Source organism: Kosakonia sp. MH5, from assembly GCF_009935945.1.
Lineage (GTDB): Bacteria > Pseudomonadota > Gammaproteobacteria > Enterobacterales > Enterobacteriaceae > Kosakonia > Kosakonia radicincitans.
Map to the genome: position 1 here is coordinate 238,419 of NZ_QODH01000002.1, position 14,805 is coordinate 253,223.

Annotated in this window: 14 protein-coding genes and 2 tRNA genes; 8 read left to right on the forward strand and 8 right to left on the reverse strand. The window is 53.1% G+C overall.

Annotated features, from left to right (window positions below; all coding sequences use genetic code 11):
• Positions 1 to 8: 8 nt before the first annotated feature.
• Positions 9 to 1,427, reverse strand: coding sequence for an MFS transporter (locus DK872_RS07505; protein ID WP_007370971.1), 1,419 nt, complete (start codon positions 1,425 to 1,427; stop codon positions 9 to 11).
• 108 nt (positions 1,428 to 1,535) lie between these two features.
• Between DK872_RS07505 and DK872_RS07510 the strand changes: the two genes are divergently transcribed.
• A complete protein-coding gene (locus DK872_RS07510) occupies positions 1,536 to 2,408 on the forward strand; it encodes a helix-turn-helix transcriptional regulator (RefSeq protein ID WP_071921133.1) in 873 nt (290 codons plus the stop codon).
• On the opposite strand, the gene DK872_RS07515 is transcribed toward DK872_RS07510, so the two are convergent.
• Positions 2,383 to 2,769, reverse strand: a complete 387-nt coding sequence (locus tag DK872_RS07515; protein ID WP_007370973.1) for an MmcQ/YjbR family DNA-binding protein — start codon at positions 2,767 to 2,769, stop codon at positions 2,383 to 2,385. The two genes, DK872_RS07510 and DK872_RS07515, sit on opposite strands and share 26 nt — an antisense overlap.
• On the reverse strand, positions 2,759 to 3,349 hold the full coding sequence (locus tag DK872_RS07520; protein ID WP_007370974.1) for a TetR/AcrR family transcriptional regulator: 591 nt from the start codon (positions 3,347 to 3,349) through the stop codon (positions 2,759 to 2,761). Before DK872_RS07520 ends, DK872_RS07515 begins: the two co-directional genes overlap by 11 nt.
• Positions 3,350 to 3,541: 192 nt before the next feature.
• On the opposite strand from DK872_RS07520, the gene DK872_RS07525 reads away from it, so the two are divergent.
• Both DK872_RS07525 and DK872_RS07530 read left to right on the forward strand, forming a co-directional pair.
• Complete coding sequence (locus DK872_RS07525; protein ID WP_090396373.1) at positions 3,542 to 4,642, forward strand: MBL fold metallo-hydrolase; 1,101 nt, start codon at positions 3,542 to 3,544, stop codon at positions 4,640 to 4,642.
• Between the two features lie 38 nt (positions 4,643 to 4,680).
• Positions 4,681 to 5,022 carry a RamA family antibiotic efflux transcriptional regulator gene (locus tag DK872_RS07530; protein ID WP_007370976.1) on the forward strand — a complete coding sequence of 114 codons (342 nt, stop codon included), beginning with the start codon at positions 4,681 to 4,683 and terminating at the stop codon, positions 5,020 to 5,022.
• A gap of 38 nt (positions 5,023 to 5,060) precedes the next feature.
• Here DK872_RS07530 and DK872_RS07535 read toward each other — a convergent pair whose 3' ends face one another.
• Both DK872_RS07535 and DK872_RS07540 read right to left on the reverse strand, forming a co-directional pair.
• Entirely contained in the window at positions 5,061 to 5,453 is a 393-nt protein-coding gene (locus tag DK872_RS07535; protein ID WP_007370977.1) for a YfeC-like transcriptional regulator, read from the reverse strand.
• A 1-nt stretch (position 5,454) separates the two neighbouring features.
• Positions 5,455 to 5,814: a YfeC-like transcriptional regulator gene (locus DK872_RS07540; RefSeq protein ID WP_035889037.1), complete on the reverse strand. Its 360-nt coding sequence runs from the start codon at positions 5,812 to 5,814 to the stop codon at positions 5,455 to 5,457.
• Positions 5,815 to 6,034: 220 nt separating this feature from the next.
• Here DK872_RS07540 and DK872_RS07545 point away from each other — a divergent pair.
• The 3 genes from DK872_RS07545 to DK872_RS07555 all read left to right on the forward strand — a co-directional run bounded on the left by DK872_RS07545 (position 6,035) and on the right by DK872_RS07555 (position 8,626).
• Positions 6,035 to 6,110: transfer RNA gene (locus tag DK872_RS07545), tRNA-Ala, on the forward strand.
• A gap of 41 nt (positions 6,111 to 6,151) precedes the next feature.
• A tRNA-Ala gene (locus DK872_RS07550) sits at positions 6,152 to 6,227 on the forward strand.
• Between the two features lie 209 nt (positions 6,228 to 6,436).
• A complete protein-coding gene (locus DK872_RS07555) occupies positions 6,437 to 8,626 on the forward strand; it encodes an EAL domain-containing protein (RefSeq protein WP_161518203.1) in 2,190 nt (729 codons plus the stop codon).
• Between the two features lie 42 nt (positions 8,627 to 8,668).
• Here the strand turns inward: DK872_RS07555 and DK872_RS07560 are convergent, their stop codons facing one another.
• A complete protein-coding gene (locus DK872_RS07560; protein ID WP_007370980.1) occupies positions 8,669 to 9,856 on the reverse strand; it encodes a NupC/NupG family nucleoside CNT transporter in 1,188 nt (395 codons plus the stop codon).
• 354 nt (positions 9,857 to 10,210) lie between these two features.
• Here DK872_RS07560 and DK872_RS07565 point away from each other — a divergent pair, with 354 nt between their 5' ends.
• On the forward strand, positions 10,211 to 11,449 hold the full coding sequence (locus tag DK872_RS07565; RefSeq protein WP_007370982.1) for an Nramp family divalent metal transporter: 1,239 nt from the start codon (positions 10,211 to 10,213) through the stop codon (positions 11,447 to 11,449).
• 76 nt (positions 11,450 to 11,525) lie between these two features.
• Here DK872_RS07565 and ypeC read toward each other — a convergent pair whose 3' ends face one another.
• Positions 11,526 to 11,846 carry a DUF2502 domain-containing protein YpeC gene (ypeC, locus tag DK872_RS07570; RefSeq protein ID WP_007370984.1) on the reverse strand — a complete coding sequence of 107 codons (321 nt, stop codon included), beginning with the start codon at positions 11,844 to 11,846 and terminating at the stop codon, positions 11,526 to 11,528.
• 122 nt (positions 11,847 to 11,968) lie between these two features.
• Positions 11,969 to 12,967 carry an L-glyceraldehyde 3-phosphate reductase gene (mgrA, locus tag DK872_RS07575; RefSeq protein WP_161518204.1) on the reverse strand — a complete coding sequence of 333 codons (999 nt, stop codon included), beginning with the start codon at positions 12,965 to 12,967 and terminating at the stop codon, positions 11,969 to 11,971.
• Positions 12,968 to 13,146: 179 nt separating this feature from the next.
• Between mgrA and DK872_RS07580 the strand changes: the two genes are divergently transcribed.
• Positions 13,147 to 14,802 carry an alpha-keto acid decarboxylase family protein gene (locus tag DK872_RS07580; RefSeq protein ID WP_161518205.1) on the forward strand — a complete coding sequence of 552 codons (1,656 nt, stop codon included), beginning with the start codon at positions 13,147 to 13,149 and terminating at the stop codon, positions 14,800 to 14,802.
• Positions 14,803 to 14,805 lie beyond the last annotated feature (3 nt).

Consider the following 14,805-nt stretch of genomic DNA (forward strand, 5'->3'; position numbering starts at 1 on the left):
AGCGTTCTTTAACTGGCCGGACAACGGTGAGCCAGTTGCTGGCGCGCGCTGACTGCCGCTGCTGCCAGTACCAGCATCATGACCACTTCTGTCACCAGAAAGCCGCTCAGCGCGGTGCTGTAATTGCCGTTTGACTGACCGACCAGATAGAGAAATACGCTGCCAAGCGCGGCCGGCCCGAGACCCAGTGTCGACTGTTGCAGCGTGCTGAGCAGCGCGCTGCCAGCGCCTGCATCCTGCGTGGTGATATCCCGCATTCCGATGCGGTAAAAGCTGTTCACAATCAGCGCCTGGCCGTAGCCAATGAGCGCAGTGGAAGGCGCCAGCGCCAGCACGCCGACCATCCGCCCGGAGAGCTGCAACGTAGCAATCAGCGCCAGCAGGCCGCTCACCTGGATGACCAGCCCGGTCAGTAAAATCGTACGCATGCTGTAACGGGCAATCAGTTTCGGCGCATACCAGGCGGAGACAAAATAGGCGATACCGAGCGCCACAAAGCTGTTGCCGGACTGGTACGGCGTCATTCCCATGCCCGCCTGCAACGTCAGCGCCATGCAGAACATAAAGCCGGACCAGGCAGTGAAAAACAGCAGCGCAATCAGCAGACCAAAACGAACGCTGTGCAGCTTAAGCAGATGCGGCGGCACCAGCGGAATCAGACCGGCGCGCTGTTGTTGCAAGGCGCTGGTACGCATCCACAGAGCCAGCGGGAACAGCGCCAGCAGCGCGGCCTGTGTTGGCCACGGCCAGTGCAGATCCGGGCCAAGCGCCAGCGGGAACAGCAGACAGCAGAGGATTAGCGCCAGCGCGAAAGTGCCCTGCCAGTCAATACGTGTCCGGGTGTCGTTGCGCGTCTCCGGCAGGTAGCGGTTCAGCGCCAGTATCAGCAGACAAATCGGTACGTTGATAAAGAAGGCGTTGCGCCAGCCCAGCCCGGCGATATCTGCCGATACCAGCCAGCCGCCGCACATCTGGCCAATAATGAATGACACGCCGCCAATACCGCCATACAGACTAATGGCGCGGGCATGCGCGGTGCCTTTTAACGTGACATGCAATGTGGCGAGAATTTGCGGCACGATCAGCGCCGCGCCGATGCCCTGCAACGTGCGGGCGGCCAACAGAGCGGAGACAGAGTTTGCCAGGCCGCACAGCAGCGAGGCGAGGCCGAAGAGCGCTACGCCCGCTAAAAACAGGCGCTTGCGGCCAAAGTTATCGCCCAGCTTGCTGCCCATCGCCAGACAGACGGCAAATGCCACGCCGTACAGGGCGACGATCAACGCCAGTTGCGTGGCGCTGGTGTGCAACGATTGGGTGATAGAATCGAGCGCAACGTTGGTGATTGAAGTATCTATCTGGGGCAGCATCTGCCCGGTCAGCAGAAGGATCAGGCCTGCCCGGCCTGGTGAAACAGCAGACGTTTTCATGGTGACTCCATTGCGTCATTCATCAGATAGACGTAGCATCACCGATTAGAAAAACGGGTACCAGTTCTTACGTATACTGGTATTGGCACTACCATGCTGGAGAGTGTGATGACGCTGATAAGCGATCGAATGATGGATGTGACCATCCAGGATGAAAACCGCAAACAGCTCGGCGCATTTTTACGCGCCCGCCGGGAGAGTCTCGATCCGCAGCGTCTGGGGCTGCCGCGCAGTGGTCGGCGGCGCACGCCGGGACTGCGACGTGAAGAAGTGGCGCTGCTGGCTGATGTTGGCGTCACCTGGTATACCTGGCTGGAGCAGGGACGGGATGTGAACCCTTCGTCAGCGGTTTTACAGGCCATTGCCAGCGCGTTGCAGTGTTCTCCCACTGAAACGCGGCACCTGTTTTTACTCGCCGGATTAGCGCCTGCCGAAACGCTGAATGTGCCGCAATGCGAGGGAATTAGTGAGGGCACACGCCGTCTGCTGGATAGCCTGCTGCCGCAACCGGCCAGTATTCAGAAACCTAATTTTGATATTGTGGCGTGGAATGTCGCTTTTGAACGCCTGATGGGGATTAAATTCGGTGAAATCCCCGAAGATGAGCGTAATTGCATCTACCTTTATCTCACGCATCCGCAGTGGCGCAACCGTCTTGGCAGCGATGACAGCATATTGCAGACATTTGTGGCCTATTTTCGTGCGGCGATGGCGGAGCACCGTGGCGATCCGTTATGGGAAGCGAAGCTGGCGCGTTTTTGCGCGGCGTCCAGCGAGTTTGCCACACTGTGGCGGAAATATCTGGATGTGCGCGGCGTGGAAAACAAGCTGAAACTGTTTACCCATCCGCAACTGGGAGAGTTTACCTTACAGCAAATGTACTGGTACTCAGCGCCGCGTAACGGTTCGCGGCTGCTGGTTTATCTGCCGGTGGATGCAGCGGGCGAGCGGGCGCTTAGCTGGCTGGCTGAGAACGCGTAGGGCGCAGGCGCTGTTGCTGTTTACGCGAAAGGCCATCCACCACCCGATCCCACGAGGCCTGAATCAGCGAGGCAAGCAGCGATTCGTCGATCTCTTCTCCCGCATAGACGGAAATCCAGTGCTTTTTGTTCATGTGATACCCCGGTTCAATACTGGGGTAGATTTGCTGGTTGAGCAGGGCGGTTTGCGGCTCTGCTTTCAGGTTTACCATTGGCCTGCCATGGGCGGTGGCAGTCAGCATAAAAATTTTGCCACACACTTTGAACACATCATATTCCGGGCCAAACGGCCAACAGTGCTCGGTAAACGGCATCTCAAGCGCAATACGGTGCGCGCAGGCCTGCAATGTTTTACTGTCCATCTATCCCCTCAGCGGTCAGTGCGCGCCACATCGCTTCAAAACCGAGGCGTTTGATCTCTTTGGCGCGGGAGGGATCGCGGCTGGCAAAGGTAATGGTGGTATCCGCCAGCGTCAGGAAAATGGCATCGCCAAAAGGCGCGAATTCGCCGTCGAGAAAAATCGGCAATACCGAGCGGTGGCAGAGCTCGTGCAGCTCCGGAAAGATATCGGTAACCTGCTGGCGCGTTTCCGGGCGCAGTTTTTCGCTGACGGAAATTTGCCGCACCGCACAGTGGCCGTTGGGATGACGAATTCCCCAGTCGATATAGCTGTCCCAGACCGAATGCGTATGCACTTTCGGATCGTTGATGGAGCGATCGAGATTCTCCAGCATGGTGCCGCACAAGTCAGTTTTCAGATGCAGGTAAAGTGCATTCAGCAGGTCGTCTTTGGTGGCGAAGTAGCGAAACAGCGTCCCTTCCGCAACTCCCGCATTGCGGGCTATTAAGGCGGTGGAAGCGGCGATCCCGGACTGCGCGATGGCTTCGGTTGCTGCTTCCAGTAACGCTTGCTTTTTGTCTTCACTCTTTGGACGAGCCACTACATTTTTCCTCACACGTTATAAAAACCACGATTGAAACATGCCCACCAGGAGGCTGCAACGTCGAATGTCAAAGAAAGAAAATGATCTTGACGGTTTGCTGTTGCTTTCTATAATGAGTGCTTACTCACTCATAATCAAGTTTAGTTCATATCGTCTCTACGGACTGGAGCGATTTCTTCGGGTCAGGATATGAAGCGTCTCATTTTCAGCGTGGTCATGGTTATGCTCGTTGCGTCCGCCGCCAGTTTACCCTTTGTTTTAAATGCAGGATTTGGCAAAGCGCCGCAAGGCGAACAGCTTACGGAAGTCGAAAAATCACCCCATTACCGTGACGGCAAATTTCAAAATACGCTGCCGACGCCAGGTTTTACCGGCAAGAAAAATATGCTGGCCGCGTGGTGGGATTTTCTGGTCACCAAACGGGAAAATGTCCGTCCTCAGCAGCAGCTGCCAATAGTGCAAACGGATCTCGCCAGCCTGCCTGTGGAACAGGACACGCTGGTATGGATGGGGCACTCTTCGTGGTACTTGCAACTGGCGGGCAAACGCATCCTGATCGATCCAGTGCTGAGCGACTACGCCGCGCCGTTTTCATTTCTCAATAAAGCGTTTGCCGGGAATGAGGCATGGACAGCGCAGAGCCTGCCGGAGATCGATCTGCTGATCATTTCTCACGATCACTATGACCATCTGGATTACGCCACCATCAAAGCGCTGATGCCGAAAATCAAACGGGTCGTGACGCCGCTGGGCGTCGGTTCGCACCTGCGTTACTGGGGCATGAATTCGCAGATTATTCATGAAGCGGACTGGCAGCAGAAGGTGGCGATCGGCGATGAACTGACGGTACATGTGCTGCCGGCGCGCCATTTTTCCGGGCGCGGCCTGAAACGTAACCAGACGCTGTGGGCCAGTTTTATGTTCGTCACCGACCAGCGCAAGGTCTATTACAGCGGCGATACCGGCTATGGCCCGCATTTTAAAGCCATCGGCGAGCAGTTTGGCCCGGTGGACATCGCCATCATGGAAAACGGTCAGTATGACGAAGACTGGAAGTACATCCACATGATGCCGGAACAGGCCGCGCAGGCGGCGGAAGAGATTAATGCACGCGCGGTTCTGCCGGGCCACGCGGGGCGTTTTGTGTTGGCAAAACACACATGGGACGATCCGTACAAACGGCTGGCGGCAGCAAGTCGGGGCAAAAGTTTTCGTTTACTAACACCGATGCTGGGCGAACCGGTTCTTGCGGCTAACGATGCGCAGGAATTCCGTGCCTGGTGGGAATAAACCCGTTTATTAATCGAAGAGCAGAGGGGGAGCGCAGTATGACTATTTCCGCTCAGGTTATCGACACTATCGTCGAGTGGATCGACGACAATCTCCATCAACCGTTACGTATTGATGATATTGCAGCGCACGCGGGCTATTCCAAATGGCACCTGCAACGCCTCTTCATGCAGTACAAAGGGGAGAGTCTTGGACGTTATATTCGTGAGCGTAAACTGGCGCTTGCTGCGCAGGATTTACGCAATACCGATCAGAAGGTTTACGATATCTGCCTGAAGTACGGCTTTGATTCGCAACAAACCTTCACACGTACCTTTACCCGCACGTTTAATCAGCCGCCGGGTGCGTATCGTCGGGAAAATCACCCACATACGCATTAAACGCACAAACTAAAAACCGGCCATCAAGGCCGGTTTTTTTACTCATCGATCGTCTGCGTTATACCGAGACGCTGTAAGAACCCACAGATCCCTTCACGGGCGAGTAATACCGCCAACAGCTTCTGTTCTTCGGGCGTCATGTTCTGTAAAACTTTGACAATCTCCCGCAGCGAACTATTTTCACTCGCATAGGATGGTGCCGGCTCTGCGATAGAGTAAGGAGAATGGCGCTGGCGCATGGAAGGCGTTTTCATCACGAAATTCCGCACTTCTTTGGTGATGTGAATCAGCCTTGCCCGACCACCTTTGATACCGGGGAGCGCTTCCGTTTGCCAGCCTTGTTCACGGATCCAGCGATTAACGGTTTGTCTGGCAACACCGAGAAAATCGGCTAGCTCTTCAGTCGTCATTTTGTTAGCGAGTTTCATCATTTTATTTCTGATTGCGGATGCCAAGACGTTGCAATAACCCGGTTATGCCGTCACGTAAGAGTAGAGAGGTGAGCTGCTTTTGCTCGGCGTCGGTCATCTCTTTCGCCAACGAAATAAGCAAAGCTTCAAGTGAGTTGTTGCTGATAGTACGCATCGCAGGGGCTGGCTCTTCGCTACGCTGTGCGCTGCGAATAAAGGCGCGGACTTGCTCATTCACATGCACCAGCCGGGCTTTTCCTCCTTGCACTCCGGGTTTTGGCGAGGTGATCCAGCCTTCTTTGCGCACCCATTTATTGATGGTTTGCCGGCTGTACCCGGTAAGACTGGCTAACTCTTCTGGTGTCATTCGTTCCTTGAGCATGTAATTTCCCGAATGGTTGTAAGGGTAATTAGTGGCTTATGTTATAGCACCATTTTACGGGAAAATGTGACACGTTTAACTACTGACTGCGAGGAGCTACGCAATGTCCTTAATTTGCATGCTTTTTCAGCGATTGGTTGACGCGGTACGATTTTGCCGTTGACACCTGGCAAGGGAATTCATATTATGCCGCCCGTCAACACGACACGCTTTACGCAATGGGGCTATAGCTCAGCTGGGAGAGCGCTTGCATGGCATGCAAGAGGTCAGCGGTTCGATCCCGCTTAGCTCCACCAAATTCCGAACCCAACGGAGTTGGTGCGTAAAGACAAATTGTGGGGCTATAGCTCAGCTGGGAGAGCGCTTGCATGGCATGCAAGAGGTCAGCGGTTCGATCCCGCTTAGCTCCACCAAAATTTCAAACCCTCGCGTTTACGCGGGGGTTTTTGCTTTTCTGGCTTCCAATTTGTCAATTTATTACAGCAAAAACTGGAAAAGTAGTAGTCCGGTAAAGCCGCAGTAATGAAAGCTATTCGACGGTCTGATAACTTGATTCATGTAATGAATAAACCTATTATTCTGGCTATTCTATTCTTCTGCCGGGATCATTTAATTAACTTTGATGACATATGAAAAATACAGTTGTATAAGAAAATTTCTGCTCGCGTTAATTTTATGCCTGGTAGCGCTTTCTGTTTCTCGTTTTATTTCACCGCGCGCAGTTGTCGATTCCTCTACGCTATTTCTGGCATGGCTACCATTAAGCGTAATGCTGGCGATTATTTTTTTATTCGGCCGTCATGGAATAATTCCAATAATCATTAGCTTTGCCGTAGTGAATGAGAGCACATTTCATCTCCCGTATACGGAAGCGGCGGTATTGTTATTCTGCCAGTTATTCCCGGTATTTGCAGTCTGCGCTATTGTGCGCTGGCGGCTTGGCGCGCGCTGGCGTCACGGTATGCCAAATAGAGACATAGCGGTACGCGTGGTGTGGATGGGATTTGTTGCGCCTGTTGGCATTAAGGCGTCAATGTATATTGCCGGAGCCTGGTTTAACTATCCGATTAATATCTCGAATTTTTTCGGTTCCGGAGCAATCATTTTCTCCATAATTGATATACAAAGTCTGATTTGCGCAGCGCTCATTTTTACCATGATTATCTATTATCCGTTACGGATGATAATCAATCCGCGTTTTGCCCGAACATTCTGGTATCGCAATCGTCAGCCTTTTTTATCAGCTAAAAACCGATTATTTATGCTGGGCTGGCTGGGGGCGTTAGTTACGACCGTTATTATATTGTGCTCACCTTTTAAAACCGACTATATTGCCGGATATTTAGTACCGATTATTTTCATCCTTTTTACGCTGGGGATCAGCAGGTTAAGTTATTCATTTATTACACTTAGCTGGTCTGTTTCGGCGTTTATGCTGCTGGCTTATAACAATAACTTCCTGCAGGGGGTAAATTCCGACTACTCGCTGGCGTTTGTCATGTCAGTGTTGATCAGCTTTACCATTTGCATGTTGTATATGACGCAGGTTTTTCACCGCAATGAGTGGCTGAAAAGACGCTGGCAGTTACAGGCAATGAGCGATCCGCTGACCGGTCTGCCAAATCTTCGCGCGCTGGAAAAACAGATGGAACAACAGCCCAACGGCGTGGTGTGTTGTCTGCACATGAAGAATATGGAGTTTCTCAGCAAGCATTTCGGCATGATGATGCGGGTGCATGTGAAGCGCTGCGTTACCCGGCAGCTACAATCCCTGTTGCAGGAAGGCGAGCGTTTTTTCCAGTTGCCAGGCTGTGAACTGTTGCTGCTGTTAAACGGGCCGGAAACGGCGGCACGCTTACAGCATATGACCGATTATCTGAACAGTCGTCGCATCTTCTGGAACAACGTCGGCCTTGATATCGAATTTGGCGCCTCCTGGGGGGAGCTGCACGCGTACGGCGAAGCGCTGCATCAGACGCTGGGGCAATTGAGCTGGCTGGCAGAGGAGGCCAGCGTCGGGCATCAGGTACTGGCTCTTACCAACAGTTTACAGGCGGTAGCTGACCAGACGACGGACCGTGTTTTGCTGCTTAATAAGGTTAAACGCGCGCTGGATGAAAATGGCATTCAGCTTTATGGCCAGCCGATTGTTGATGCGCAAGGGAAGGGATATCAGGAAATTCTCACCCGGCTTATCAGCGAGAGTGAAATCATTACGCCGGATCAATTTATCCCGGTTATCGCGCAGTTCAACCTGGGAACACGCTTCGATATGCTGGTGGTTGAACGCCTGTTGCAATGGATGCAGCAGCATCCGCAAAACAACCAGTCTGCGCGTTTTTCAGTGAATCTGATGCCAATGACGCTGATGCAAAAAGCGTTTGCTCCGCAATTTCTGGCACTGTTTGAGCGCTATGCGATAGCGCCGCAGGCGGTGATTATTGAGATCACCGAAGAGCAGGCTTTTTCTAACTCTGAGGTGAGCATTCTTAACATCCTGCAATTGCGCCAGGCGGGATTCAAAATTGCTATTGACGATTTCGGTACCGGTTATGCCAACTTTGAGCGCCTGAAACGGCTACAAGCGGATATCATCAAAATCGATGGCTGTTTCGTACGGGATATTCTTCAGGATCAGCAAGATGTGATGATTGTGAAAGCCATTTGCGAGTTGGCGAAAGCGAAATCGCTTACCGTTGTGGCAGAGTATGTGGAAAACGAAGCGCAACGCGAACTGCTGCTGGAAGCGGGAGTGGATTATCTGCAAGGATATTTGTTTGGCAAGCCGCAACCGCTGGTTGATGGCGAATAAAAAACCGGGGAATTCCCCGGTTTTTTGTCGCTTGTGTCGCTATCAGATCACCAGCGCGGCGATGGCGGCAGAGAGCACGCTGACCAGCGTCGAGCCGTACACCAGCTTCAGACCAAAGCGGGAAACGACGTTGCCTTGCTCTTCATTCAGGCCTTTGATCGCGCCAGCGATAATGCCGATAGAGGAGAAGTTTGCGAAGGAAACAAGGAACACTGACAGGATGCCTTCAGAGCGCGGGGAGAGGTTAGCTGCGATTTTTTGCAGATCCATCATTGCCACGAATTCGTTAGACACCAGTTTGGTTGCCATGATGCTGGCTACCTGCAATGCTTCGTGCGCCGGCACACCCAGAACCCAGGCGATCGGATAGAAGATGTAACCGAGAATACCCTGGAAGGAGATGCCGAAAATAGCAGCAAACAGCGCGTTCAGGCCGGAGATCAGCGCGATAAAGCCGATCAACATTGCCGCCACGATAATCGCCACTTTAAAGCCCGCCAGAATGTATTCACCCAGCATTTCGAAGAAGCTCTGACCTTCGTGCAGTTTTGCCATCTGCAGGTTTTCTTCGCTCTCTTCAACACGGTACGGGTTGATCAGCGACAGAACAATAAAGGTGCTGAACATGTTCAGTACCAGCGCCGCCACCACATATTTCGGCTGGAGCATGGTCATGTACGCGCCGACGATGGACATGGAAACCGTAGACATTGCTGTCGCGGCCATGGTGTACATGCGGTTGCGTGACATTTTGCCGAGGATATCTTTATAGGCGATAAAGTTTTCGGACTGACCCAGAATCAGGGAGCTGACGGCGTTAAAGGACTCCAGTTTGCCCATGCCGTTAACTTTGGAAAGCACCGTCCCGATGGCGCGAATAATGATTGGCAGCACACGAATGTGTTGCAGAATACCGATCAATGCAGAAATAAAGACGATCGGGCACAGCACTTTCAGGAAGAAGAACGCCAGGCCTTCGTCATTCATTTTACCGAAGACGAAGTTAGTACCTTCGTTAGCAAAACCGAGCAGTTTTTCAAACATTTCGGAGAAGCCTTTTACGAAGCCAAGGCCAATGTCAGAGTTCAGGAAGAACCAGGCCAGTAAAACTTCAATCACCAGCAGTTGAATAACAAAACGAATGCGGACCTTCTTGCGATCGCTGCTGAAGAGCAGGGCAAGCAGCGCCACAACAGCAAGCGCCAGTACAAAGTGCAGAACGCGGGACATATTTGCTCCAAATATGAGACGGGTAGAAATTTCGTGCACATTCTATGTAACAAGCGGAAAGAAAACGAGATCAAACACACACTATATTGATGTCCTGTGACCAGACTCAAAAATAGTGATCAAACATACATTTCTGTTATGTTAAGTAAAGGAGTGAAAAGTTACGTTGAAATGCTACACTCTTAACATAATTCGACGATGGTTCCTGCTACCGCCGTCACCATCCTTGAGATCCGGCCCTTCTATCGTTTCTGGCTATCAGAGAAATCAGGTAAATCCACTTTAAATGAACTTGATAATCATTCTCATTTTGCTAACATGAAACATAGCAAAGGCTATATTTAGGGGCAATAAATGAACAATAGTCGCGTTGAGAATAGCAGTGGGCGTGCAGCGCGCAAGTTAAAGCTGGCGTTAATGGGGCCTGCGTTTATTGCCGCGATTGGCTACATCGATCCGGGAAATTTCGCCACCAATATCCAGGCAGGGGCCAGCTTTGGCTACCAGTTGCTGTGGGTTGTCGTGTGGGCCAACGTTATGGCGATGTTGATCCAGTTGCTGTCTGCCAAACTCGGTATCGCCACCGGAAAAAATCTCGCTGAGCAGATCCGCGATCACTATCCGCGTCCGCTGGTGTGGTTTTACTGGATTCAGGCGGAAATCATCGCCATGGCGACCGATCTGGCTGAATTTATTGGCGCTGCGATTGGCTTCAAATTGATCCTTGGCGTTTCACTTCTGCAAGGCGCAGTACTCACTGGTATTGCGACATTCCTTATTTTGATGCTGCAGCGTCGCGGGCAAAAACCGCTTGAGAAAGTCATTGGCGGGCTGTTGTTGTTTGTGGCGGCGGCATACATTGTTGAGCTGGTCTTTTCGCAGCCGAAGCTGGCGCAACTGGCGCAAGGTATTATCATCCCCAGTTTGCCGGGAACGGATGCCGTGTTCCTTGCCGCTGGTGTGCTTGGCGCAACCATCATGCCACACGTGATTTACCTGCATTCGTCGCTGACGCAGCATCTGCATCAGGGCACGCAGCACGAGCGCTACTCTGCAACAAAATGGGACGTGGGCATTGCCATGACCATTGCCGGCTTTGTTAACCTGGCGATGATGGCGACGGCAGCGGCGGCGTTTCATTTCAACGGACATACCGGCGTGGCCGATCTCGATCAGGCTTATCTGACGCTGGAACCGCTTTTAAGCCATGCTGCGGCAACTATTTTTGGTCTGAGCCTGGTGGCGGCAGGTCTCTCTTCCACCGTGGTGGGGACGCTGGCGGGACAGGTGGTGATGCAGGGATTTGTCCGCTTTCACATTCCGCTGTGGGTGCGCCGCAGCATTACCATGATGCCGTCGTTTATCGTGATCTGGCTGGGGCTTGATCCGACCCGCATTCTGGTGATGAGCCAGGTGCTGTTGAGCTTCGGCATCGCACTGGCACTGGTGCCGTTACTGGTCTTTACCAGCGACCGTAAATTGATGGGCGGGCTGGTAAACAGCGCGCTGGTAAACCGCATAGGCTGGTTAATTGTGGTGCTGGTGGTGAGCTTGAATGGCTGGCTGCTGGTCGGAACACTTGCAGATTTATAATGAAAATGCCCGCAGCCGTTTGGCGTTGCGGGCAGGGTGTTGAATGCCGGTTAGCAGAGCGCTTCCGGCACGAAAATTAGTGGTGATGGCCGCGCCCTGGGCCGCGATGATCATCACGGTCACGCCAGCCTTCACGATAGCCGCGCTCGTAAGCATCGTGTTTATCCCAGCCGCGATGCCAACCACGATCGTGTCTGTACCAGCGATTACCGCGCCATTCATAGTGGCGGCCCCAGTAGTCCCGGTCACGCCAGCGTCCGCCGTCCCAGTAGTTACCATAGTTATCGCGATCGCCAATTTGTAATTTAATCGACGGCAACAGGGTGATTTCGCCAGCATTAGCGACCAGCGGCGCTGAAGCCATTAACACTGCTGCCAGAATCAGTGACCTGAACATACTCTTCTCCTCACGATCGGGCCGAAACGGCCTGTTACAACAATTTTACGGGGCGGCAATACCCCGTATTATTGGCGGAACTCTTAAATCGTGAATGGCAGCACTTTTTGCTAAAAATGTATTTATTTTGTACCGTTCAGAATCGCATCGATCTCAGCACGTTCATCCGCAGTGAAGTGACGGTTTTCCAGCATGCCAACCGCATCGTCAAGCTGGCTTATCTTGCTGGCACCAATCAGCACTGACGTCACCTTATCATCCCGCAGTACCCATGCCAGCGCCATCTGCGACAGCTTCTGACCACGCCGTTGCGCCAACGCATTCAACGCGCGCACGATGTCCAGTTTTTGTGTGGTGAGCTGCTCCGGATTCAGAAAACGGCTGCCGCTGGCAGCGCGCGAATCCGCCGGGATCCCCTGCAAATAGCGGTCGGTTAGCTGGCCGCCAGCCAGCGGAGAGAAGGCAATGCTGCCCACCCCTTTTTCCTGCAGCACGTCCAGCAGTCCGTCTTCAACCCAGCGCTCAAACATCGAATATTTGGGCTGATGGATCAGGCAAGGTGTTCCCAGATCATTAAGAATATCAATTGCTTCCCGCGCCTGTGCTGCCGGGTAGTTAGACAGGCCGACATACAGCGCTTTACCCTGGCGCACAATATGATCCAGCGCGCGCATCGTCTCTTTCAGCGGTGTTTCCGGGTCCGGGCGGTGATGGTAGAAAATATCCACATACTCAAGCCCCATCCGATGCAGGCTTTGATCGAGGCTGGCAATCAAATACTTGCGGGAACCCCAGTCGCCATACGGGCCATCCCACATGGTGTAACCGGCTTTAGTGGAGATAATCAGTTCATCCCGCAGGGAGTGAAAATCCTCATGCAGTATGCAACCAAAATTGCGTTCAGCCGATCCCGGCGGTGGTCCATAGTTATTGGCAAGGTCAAAGTGCGTAATACCGAGATTGAAAGCGTGCCGCAATAACTGACGGCTGTTTTCCAGCAGCGTGGTATCACCAAAATTGTGCCACAGCCCAAGGGAAATGGCCGGAAGCTTTAATCCGCTGTCGCCGCAGCGACGATAAGCCATGTTTTGATAACGCCCAGGATCTGCCTGATAAGCCATGCCGTACTCCTTTATGTCTTTATTACGTGAGTGTATACGTTTACACAAACTGGCCTTCCTGAGCGTACACCGGGTTGTGTCGTAAAGCTTACTTTCCACCTGAAATATGACCTCTAACCTGGATTCTCATCACACTTCTTTAATACTCAGATCAATGTTAGAGGTCAGGGATCAACGACATGCAAAGTGATTACTCAATTGCCGACTACTTACTCGACAGGCTTGCTGGCTGCGGTATCCACCACCTTTTTGGCGTGCCGGGCGACTATAACCTGCAATTTCTCGATCATGTGATTCAACACCCGGCTGTGCAGTGGGTGGGTTGTGCAAATGAACTTAATGCCGCCTATGCCGCTGATGGTTATGGGCGTTGTCGGGGAGCGAGTGCGTTATTAACCACCTTCGGCGTGGGCGAACTGAGCGCAATCAACGGCGTTGCTGGCAGCTATGCCGAATATGTTCCGCTATTACATATCGTTGGTGCGCCCTGTAGCGGCGTACAGCAACGGGGTGAATTGCTGCACCACACGCTTGGCGACGGCGATTTCCACCATTTTTACCGGATGAGTGAGCCGGTCACCGCCGCACGCGCCATTTTAACAGCGCAAAATGCCTGCTATGAGATCGATCGTGTGCTCGAAGTGATGCTGACACAGTCCCGTCCAGGCTATCTGATGCTGCCTGCTGATGTGGCGAAAATGCCTGCCATTCCGCCTGTAAACGCTCTCAAAATTTCCCCGTTCCCGGTAAACGAAGCGTGCCTGAATGCCTTTCGTCAGCATGCGCAGGCGATGTTATCAGCCGGTTCCTGCGTGGCGTTGTTGGCCGACTTTCTCGCCCGCCGTTTTGGTGTTCATAAAATGCTGCAATGCTGGATGAAAGATTCACCGCTGCCGCATGCCACACTGCTAATGGGGAAAGGGTTATTTGATGAAACGCAACCCGGTTTTGTTGGCACCTACAGCGGCGCGGCCAGCCCGGCGCTAGTGCGAGAGGCGATAGAGGGTGCGGATACGCTAATCTGCATCGGTACACGTTTTACCGATACGCTGACCGCCGGGTTTACCCAGCGACTTGCGCAGGAGCGTACCATTGAAATCCAGCCGTTTGCCGCCCGCGTCGGCAATGTGTGGTTTAGCGGTATTCCGATGCGGGAGGCGATAAATGCATTGATTCCCCTCGTGCGTGCCAGAGCGCATTCCGTAGCAAATCATCGCCCGTCGCAGGTTGCTCATGCCCCGGTTCATCAGGGAACACTTAATCAGGAGACATTCTGGCAGACTGTACAGGAGTTTATTCGTCCTGATGACATTTTGCTGGCGGATCAGGGCACGGCGGCGTTTGGCGCAGCCTCCCTGCGTTTACCTGCCGGAGCGGATCTGCTGGTACAGCCGCTGTGGGGATCAATTGGTTTTTGCCTGCCCGCCGCGTTTGGCGCGCAAACCGCCTGCCCGGAACGCCGGGTGGTGTTGATCACTGGCGATGGCGCGGCGCAACTGACGATTCAGGAACTGGGATCGATGCTGCGTGACGGGCAACGGCCGATCATTTTACTGCTCAACAATGATGGCTATACGGTCGAACGCGCTATTCACGGCGCAAAACAGCGCTATAACGACATTGCCCGCTGGAACTGGACCCATCTTCCCCATGCTTTAAGCGTGGACTGCCAGGCAGAATGTTGGCGCGTAAGTGAAACCGTGCAATTGGCGGAAGCGCTGAAAGCGGCGGCGCATCACCACCGCCTTGCGTTGATAGAAGTGATGCTGCCAAAAAACGATCTGCCGGATCTGCTACGGGAAGTCACCCACGCGCTCGAAGCGCGTAACAGCTAAGCG

Bases quoted from the DNA above. Each gene is read 5' to 3' on its own strand.
- DK872_RS07540 (WP_035889037.1), bottom strand. From the start codon at position 5,814: ATGCTCAAGGAACGAATGACACCAGAAGAGTTAGCCAGTCTTACCGGG.
- DK872_RS07525 (WP_090396373.1), top strand. From the start codon at position 3,542: ATGAAGCGTCTCATTTTCAGCGTGGTCATGGTTATGCTCGTTGCGTCC.
- DK872_RS07565 (WP_007370982.1), top strand. From the start codon at position 10,211: ATGAACAATAGTCGCGTTGAGAATAGCAGTGGGCGTGCAGCGCGCAAG.
- DK872_RS07580 (WP_161518205.1), top strand. From the start codon at position 13,147: ATGCAAAGTGATTACTCAATTGCCGACTACTTACTCGACAGGCTTGCT.
- DK872_RS07535 (WP_007370977.1), bottom strand. From the start codon at position 5,453: ATGATGAAACTCGCTAACAAAATGACGACTGAAGAGCTAGCCGATTTT.
- mgrA (WP_161518204.1), bottom strand. From the start codon at position 12,967: ATGGCTTATCAGGCAGATCCTGGGCGTTATCAAAACATGGCTTATCGT.
- DK872_RS07530 (WP_007370976.1), top strand. From the start codon at position 4,681: ATGACTATTTCCGCTCAGGTTATCGACACTATCGTCGAGTGGATCGAC.
- DK872_RS07510 (WP_071921133.1), top strand. From the start codon at position 1,536: ATGACGCTGATAAGCGATCGAATGATGGATGTGACCATCCAGGATGAA.
- DK872_RS07515 (WP_007370973.1), bottom strand. From the start codon at position 2,769: ATGGACAGTAAAACATTGCAGGCCTGCGCGCACCGTATTGCGCTTGAG.
- DK872_RS07505 (WP_007370971.1), bottom strand. From the start codon at position 1,427: ATGAAAACGTCTGCTGTTTCACCAGGCCGGGCAGGCCTGATCCTTCTG.
- DK872_RS07555 (WP_161518203.1), top strand. From the start codon at position 6,437: ATGACATATGAAAAATACAGTTGTATAAGAAAATTTCTGCTCGCGTTA.
- ypeC (WP_007370984.1), bottom strand. From the start codon at position 11,846: ATGTTCAGGTCACTGATTCTGGCAGCAGTGTTAATGGCTTCAGCGCCG.
- DK872_RS07560 (WP_007370980.1), bottom strand. From the start codon at position 9,856: ATGTCCCGCGTTCTGCACTTTGTACTGGCGCTTGCTGTTGTGGCGCTG.